Origin of the sequence: Actinokineospora sp. (assembly GCF_050699995.1) — a bacterium.
Lineage (GTDB): Bacteria > Actinomycetota > Actinomycetes > Mycobacteriales > Pseudonocardiaceae > Actinokineospora.
The window spans coordinates 1-6,739 of the sequence record NZ_JBOHGC010000499.1 but is presented as its reverse complement, the minus strand read 5'-3'; the positions used below and the strand labels follow the sequence as shown (position 1 = coordinate 6,739).

Annotated in this window: 7 protein-coding genes; 6 read left to right on the top strand and 1 reads right to left on the bottom strand. The window is 71.2% G+C overall.

All coding sequences use genetic code 11. From position 1 onward, the window contains the following. The 4 genes from ACRDSQ_RS24950 to mug form a co-directional block, all read left to right on the top strand. Positions 1–972, top strand: a 972-nt coding sequence (locus tag ACRDSQ_RS24950; RefSeq protein ID WP_431424396.1) for a DNA-3-methyladenine glycosylase family protein, incomplete at its 5' end; no start/stop codon positions are given. After that, positions 969–1,472 carry a methylated-DNA--[protein]-cysteine S-methyltransferase gene (locus ACRDSQ_RS24945; RefSeq protein ID WP_431424395.1) on the top strand — a complete coding sequence of 168 codons (504 nt, stop codon included), beginning with the start codon at positions 969–971 and terminating at the stop codon, positions 1,470–1,472. The genes ACRDSQ_RS24950 and ACRDSQ_RS24945, both read left to right, overlap by 4 nt. A 183-nt stretch (positions 1,473–1,655) precedes the next feature. Beyond that, complete coding sequence (locus tag ACRDSQ_RS24940; RefSeq protein WP_431424394.1) at positions 1,656–2,558, top strand: esterase/lipase family protein; 903 nt, start codon at positions 1,656–1,658, stop codon at positions 2,556–2,558. A gap of 138 nt (positions 2,559–2,696) precedes the next feature. After that, positions 2,697–3,236, top strand: a complete 540-nt coding sequence (gene mug / locus ACRDSQ_RS24935) for a G/U mismatch-specific DNA glycosylase (protein ID WP_431424393.1) — start codon at positions 2,697–2,699, stop codon at positions 3,234–3,236. On the opposite strand, the gene ACRDSQ_RS24930 is transcribed toward mug, so the two are convergent. Then, positions 3,190–4,779 carry an ABC1 kinase family protein gene (locus ACRDSQ_RS24930; RefSeq protein ID WP_431424392.1) on the bottom strand — a complete coding sequence of 530 codons (1,590 nt, stop codon included), beginning with the start codon at positions 4,777–4,779 and terminating at the stop codon, positions 3,190–3,192. The genes mug and ACRDSQ_RS24930 overlap by 47 nt on opposite strands. A 442-nt stretch (positions 4,780–5,221) precedes the next feature. Between ACRDSQ_RS24930 and ACRDSQ_RS24925 the strand changes: the two genes are divergently transcribed. Beyond that, complete coding sequence (locus tag ACRDSQ_RS24925; RefSeq protein WP_431424391.1) at positions 5,222–5,938, top strand: sensor histidine kinase; 717 nt, start codon at positions 5,222–5,224, stop codon at positions 5,936–5,938. Continuing rightward, positions 5,935–6,582 (top strand): response regulator, encoded by a 648-nt coding sequence (locus ACRDSQ_RS24920; RefSeq protein ID WP_431424390.1) that lies wholly within the window; start codon positions 5,935–5,937, stop codon positions 6,580–6,582. Before ACRDSQ_RS24925 ends, ACRDSQ_RS24920 begins: the two co-directional genes overlap by 4 nt. The last annotated feature ends 157 nt before the right edge of the window (positions 6,583–6,739 follow it).

The following is a 6,739-nucleotide window of genomic DNA, read 5'->3' as shown; positions in this document are numbered from 1 at the left end:
GTCTTCGCCCAGTCGCCCACCGAGTTGCGGCAGCGGGTCCGTCCGGCGGGCAAGCCGGACGCGACGCCGTCGACCACCCTGACCGTGCGGCTCCCGTTCCGCGCGCCCCTGTGCCCGGACAACCTGTTCGGCCACCTCGCGGCCACCGGTGTTCCCGGTGTCGAGGAGTGGCGCGACGGCGCGTACCGGCGCACGATCCGCCTGCCGCACGGCCCGGCGATCGTCGAGTTGCGCCCGTTCCCCGAGCACATCGGCTGCAAGCTGATGCTCTCCGACCTGCGCGACCTCTCCCTGGCGATCAGCCGCTGCCGGTGGATGCTCGACCTCGACGCCGATCCGGTGGCCGTCGACGAACTGCTCTCCGCCGACCCGCTCCTGGCGCCACTGGTCGCCAAGGACCCGGGCAGGCGGGTGCCCCGCACGGTCTGCTCGGCCGAGTTCGCCGTCCGGGCCGTCCTCGGCCAGCAGGTGTCGACCGCCGCCGCCCGTACCCACGCGGCCCGACTGGTCACCGCCCACGGCGACCCGATCGACGATCCGACGGGCGGCCTCACCCACCTGTTCCCGACCTCGGAGACCCTCGCCGGGATCGACCCGGAGACGCTGGCCATGCCCAAGTCCCGCAGGCGCACGCTCACCACGCTGGTCGCCGCCCTCGCCGCGGGCGACCTCGATCTCGGCGTCGGCAGCGACTGGCATGCCGCCCGCCGCGCCCTGTCGGACCTGCCCGGATTCGGGCCGTGGACCGTGGAGATGATCGCCATGCGCGCCCTCGGCGACCCGGATGCCTTCGTCCCCGGCGACCTCGGGGTCAAGCTGGCCGCCGCCGCCCTGGGACTGCCCGCCGACCCGAAAACGCTCACCGCGCACGCCCAGGCTTGGCGGCCGTGGCGGGCTTACGCCACGCAGTACCTGTGGGGCACGAGCGAACACGCCATCAACCGAATGCCCACGACACAGGAGACTCCATGACCGGCACGATCACCCGCTCCCACGCGGTCGTCGACAGCCCAGTCGGCACGCTGACCCTGGTCGCCACCGACGGCGTCCTGTCCGGCCTCTACATGGAACAGCAGCGGCACCGCCCACCGGAGGAGACCTTCGGCGAGCGTGACGCCGACCCGTTCGGCGAGGCGATCACCCAGCTCGGCGAGTACTTCGCGGGCGACCGCACGCGGTTCGACCTGCCCATGGCGATGGCGGGCACCGAGTTCCAGCGGCGGGTGTGGACGCAGCTGTGCGAGATCCCCTACGGCGAGACGGTTTCCTACGGCGAACTCGCGGCCCGGCTGGGCAAGCCGTCCGCGTCGCGCGCTGTCGGGCTGGCCAACGGCAAGAACCCGATCGGACTGATCGTGCCCTGCCACCGGGTGATCGGCTCGACCGGCGACCTGATCGGCTACGGCGGCGGCCTGCCCCGCAAGCGCTTCCTGCTCGACTTCGAACGCGGACTGCGCACGGCGGTCGTCTGAGCACAGGTGGAGTGATCCACACGGGATTACTTGTGCGGTTGTGACAAAGAATCGGCAGCGGACAAGACGTGACTTCCCTTATCGACCGAACGGAGTAATTTCTGCGGCGGCGACGGGCCCACCGGCTCGTCGGCCACCGAGGGGTCCAGGCCAACGTTCGTCCAGTCACCTCAAGGAAGTCACATGAGATCGCGTCGCACCCGCGTGTCCCTGATCGCCGCCGCCGTCGCCTTGGTCGCCGGGGTGGGGATCGCCTCGATCGGGCCCGCTTCGGCCGCGGGCGCCCCCACGACGTTCCAGGGCGCGTACGAGTACTCCGCGGCCAATCCGAACGCGACCCCGCCGGGCGCGAACAACTTCGGGTGTCCGCTGAGCTTCCCGCACCCGCGGCCGGTCGTGCTGGTGCACGGCACGTTCGAGAACATGTACGACAACTGGGGCACCATGTCGCCCGCGCTGCAGTCCGCGGGTTTCTGCGTGTTCGCCCTGAACTACGGCAGCGTCGATCCGACCCGGACGATCAACGGCACGGGTGACATCCCGACCTCGGCGAAGGAGCTCTCCGCCTTCATCGACCACGTTCTCGCCAAGACCGGGGCGTCCAAGGTGGACATCGTCGGGCACTCGCAGGGCGGCATGATGCCGCGCTACTACATCAAGAACCTCGGTGGCGCGAGCAAGGTCAACAAGCTGATCGGGCTGGCGCCGTCGAACCACGGGACCACGGTGGCCGGCCTGTCGAACCTGCTGACCGACATCCCGCCGGCGAAGTCGTTCATCGACACTCAGTGCCCGGCCTGCAGCCAGCAGTTCGCGGGCTCGGACTTCCTTACGCAGCTCAACGCGGGCGGCGAGACGAACCCGGCCGTGAAGTACACGGTGATCCAGACCCGCTACGACGAGGTCGTCACCCCGTACACCTCGGCTTGGCTGGCCCCGGCGTCGAACGTGAAGAACAAGCTGGTGCAGGACATGTGCCCGGTCGACCCGGTCGAGCACATCGGAATCGCCTGGGACCCGCTGGTCATCCAGCAGACGATGCACGAACTCGACTCGCGCCTTCCCGCCGTCATCGCCTGCCTGTAGGCGCGGGCTCCAAACGCGACGAGGAAAGCCGCACCTGTTCCCAGGTGCGGCTTTCCTTTGTACTGGCAACGGTGAATGGGATGTGACGACCGGGTCGCCCGGTGGCGAGCTTGATCGAGTTCTGGTCCCATGGAGGGCGTGTCTCCGCCAACCCGCGCCGAACTGGCCGCCGCCCGTGACCGCACCATCCCCGACGTCCTCGCGCCGGGTCTCGCCGTGATGTTCTGCGGCATCAACCCGAGCCTGTACGCCGCGGCGACGGGGCACCACTTCGCCCGACCGGGCAACCGGTTCTGGCCCGCGCTGCATTTGTCCGGGTTCACCCCGCGGCTGCTGCGGCCCGACGAGCAGCACCTGCTGCCCCAGTTCGGTCTGGGCGTCACCAACCTGGTCGCCAGGGCCACCGCCCGCGCCGACGAGCTGACGGCGGCCGAACTGGCCGCCGGTGGCGAACGCCTGGTCGAGGTGGTCGACGAGTGCCGTCCGCACACCGTGGCCATCGTCGGGGTCACCGCGTACCGGGTCGCCTTCGGTGTGCCGCACGCGGTGATCGGCCCGCAGGACGAGCGGATCGGCGACGCCAAGCTGTGGGTGCTGCCGAACCCGAGCGGCCTCAACGCGCACTTCCAGCTCAACGATGTCGCCGCGGAGTTCCGGGCACTTCGCGAGCACGGCTGAACACCGTGAAGAGCAGGCGCAGCCCGATGAGCGCGCTGATCAGCAGCAGGTTGTAGCCGATGCCTTGATACAGCGTGGTTTCCCCCAGCAGCCGCGGTCCGCCGGCACTGCCGAGCAGCAGCACCCCCATGATTCCCGCGGTGGCCCCGATGAACGCCAGGATGACCTGGTTGAGCAGCCCGGTCACCAGCGCGCGGTCGCGTTCGTCGGCGAAGAGTCGGACGTTGACCGAGAGCCGTCCTTCCTCCAGCGCGCCGCTGATCCGGTCGAGCCGCCGCGGCAGCCGCCGCAGCACCGGAAGCATGGCCATCAGCTCGCCGGTGACCAGGTCGCGGGCACCCGCCACCGCGGCGGGACCCGCCACGCGCGCGGCCATGTACGAACGGGACTCCAGCACGATGTCGAACCCGGGCGACAGTCGCGCCAGGGTGCCTTCCATCGTGGTCAGTGCCCGGAACACCGCGGCGATCGCGGGCGGCACGGCCAGGCCGAACGACGTCACCAGCCGGAACAGGTCGGTGAACATGGTGATGTCCGGTTCGGACCCGTGCTGTAGGTGCGTGGCCATGAAGCCGCCGAGTGCCCGCTCCAGTTTGCGTTCGTCGATCTCGGCGGGACGCTCGACCACCGACAGCAGACCGTCGCGCAGGGCGGCGGCGTCACCGCGGTCGATGGCGAGCAGCAGGTCCTGCAGGCCGGTGCGCAGCGAGGTGTCGAGCCTGCCGACGGAGCCGAAGTCGAGCATCCCGAGTCGACCATCGGACAGCAGCAGGATGTTGCCCGGGTGCGGGTCGGCGTGGAACACCCCGCGCTGGACCACTTGGCGCAGCAGGCAGTGCAGCAGTTCACGGGCCGCGCCCGCCGGGTCCGGCACGGCCGCCGCCTTGCGCAGCGGGACACCGTCGAGGCGTTCCATGACGAGCACCCGCTCGGTGCTCTCGTGCGGCAGCGGCAGCCGCACCGCGGCGTCGGGCAGGTGCCCGCCGGACGCCGCGGCGACCGTGGCCAGGTTGCGGGCCTCGACCCGGAAGTCCAGTTCCTCCGACAAAGCCCGCGCGAAACCGTCGGCCAGGTCGACCACGCCCAGCGAGCGCGCCCACGACGTCCGGGACTCCAGGGTGCGGGCGAGGCGGTGCACGATGTCGAGGTCGAGTTCGACCTGCGCGCGCACGCCCGGCCGCTGGACCTTGACCACCGCGTCCGCACCGCAGCGCAGTCGCGCCCGGTGCACCTGGGCGATCGACGCCGACGCCAGCGGCGTGGTGTCGAACTCGGCGAACACGTCCTGCGGCGCCGCGCCGAACTCGGCGCGCAGCACCGCGTCGATCGCGTCCGCCGACACCGGGGCGACCCGGTCCTGCAGCAGGCTCAGTTCGTCGATGAACTCCGCGGGCAGCAGGTCGGCGCGGGTGGAGAGCACCTGCCCGAGCTTGACGAACGTGACCCCGCCTTCCTCCAGGGCGGTCCGCAGCGAGCGGGCGAGCCGGGCCTGGCCGCTGTCGCCCCGCTTGCCCGCCAGGTACGGGCCGAGCCCGTGGCGCACGGCGATCGCGGTGATCCGGGGCGCTGCTGTCGGTGTCGGGCACGGAGCAGGTCGTGGCGTGGCTGCTCGTGGTGCTGATCCTGATCGTGATGGTCGCGCTGATCGTGGTGATGTCGTTCATCCCGGCCGTGCGGGTGACCGAGGGGACCGCGGCCAGGGAACTGCTCGGCGACGCGGTGCCCGAGCACGCCACGGGCCGGGCCACGTCCTGGCCGGCGCGCTGGCGCTCGGCCGCGTGGACGGTGCTGCACCTGCTGATCGGCGGCGTCCTCAGCGGCGTCACCCTCGCCTTGCCGCCTGCCGTCGTCTCGGCTTTCGCGGTGCCGTTCACCGGGTCGTTCTACCTCGGCCAGGAGTCGCCGCGGATGCCCAGCGGGTGGGCGGGCGCGTGGATCCCGGCGCTCGGTGTGCTGTGCCTGCTGTTCCTGGTCCACCTGGTGTCGTGGAGCGGTGCGTTGTTCGTCCGGCTGGCCCCCGCGCGCTGGGGCCGACCCCGGACGACGAACTCGCCGCCCTGCGCAAACGGGCCGAGCAGCTCGCCGAACGCAACCGGCTGGCCCGCGAACTGCACGACTCGGTCGGACACGCGCTCAGCATCGTCACCGTGCAGGCCGCCGCCGCCCGACGCGTGCTCGCCGCGGACCCCGCGTTCGTCGACAAGGCGCTCGGTGCGATCGAGGAGTCGGCCCGCTCCGCGCTGGAGGACCTCGACCACGTCCTCGGCCTGCTGCGCGAGGACCGCGCGCCGACGGCGCCGCAACGGACCCTCGACGACTTGCCTGGCCTGCTCGGCCGTACCCGCATCGCCGGGGTGGCCGTGGAGTCCACTGTGGATGGTGAGGTGTCGCGGCTGCCCGCCGCGGTCTCGCGGGAGGCCTACCGGATCGTCCAGGAGTGCCTGACCAACGCCCTGCGCCACGCGGGCAAGGTCCCGGTGACGGTGCGGCTGGCGGTGCGCCAGGCGGAGCTGGCGCTGGACATAGACAACCCGCTCGACGGCGCGGGCGCGCCGCGTCCCGGCGGCGGGCGGGGACTGGCGGGCATGCGCGAGCGCGTGACCGTCCTTCGTGGACAGATGACGGCCGGTGCCCGCGACGGGCGCTGGGCGGTGGCAGTGCGCATTCCGCTGCGTTCGGGTCGGGAAGAGGAGTCGGCGTGATCACGGTGCTGCTGGTCGACGACGAGGAACTGATCCGCGCGGGTCTGCGCGCGATCATCGACTCGGAACCGGATCTCTCGGTGGTCGGCGAGGCAGGCGACGGCGCCGAGGTCGCGCCCATGGTGGCCAGGCTGCGGCCCGACGTGGTGCTGATGGACGTCCGGATGCCCGCGGTGGACGGCATCGCGGCCACCCGGCACCTGCTGGAGACCTTCGCGGAGCCACCGAAGATCCTGGTCGTCACCACGTTCGAGAACGACGACTATGTCTACGACGCCCTGCGCGTGGGCGCGAGCGGCTTCCTGCTCAAGCGGACCCGCCCCGACGACATCATCAAGGCCATCCGCCTGGTCGCGACCGGCGACTCCCTGCTGTTCCCCGCGGCGATCCGCTCGCTGGCCGCCGCACACGGCTCGGGCAAGAGCACCCAGGGCCTGGCCGCCGCGGGCCTGACCGAGCGGGAGGCGGAAGTCCTGCGCCTGATGGCCACGGGACTGTCCAACGGGGAGATCGGCGAGAAGCTGTTCGTGAGCCTGCAGACGGTCAAGACCCACGTGGGCAACGTGCTGGCCAAGCTCGGCGCCCGCGACCGCACCCAGGCCGTCATCACCGCCTACGAATCCGGCTTCATCACCCCCGCCTGACCCGCGGTTGCCCTCCCACACGGTCGCGAGTCCCCACTTCCCGACAGTGAGTTCCCACTTCCCGACAGTGAGTTCTCACTTTGCGCCGCCGCAATCACCCCGATCAGGCCTGAACGCGGGAAATTTGCTGGCGCGAAGTGAGAACTCACTGTCGGGA

What these genes read in the sequence shown, in the direction of transcription:
- ACRDSQ_RS24945 (WP_431424395.1), top strand. Translation starts at nt 969, where the DNA reads ATGACCGGCACGATCACCCGCTCCCACGCGGTCGTCGACAGCCCAGTC.
- ACRDSQ_RS24940 (WP_431424394.1), top strand. Translation starts at nt 1,656, where the DNA reads ATGAGATCGCGTCGCACCCGCGTGTCCCTGATCGCCGCCGCCGTCGCC.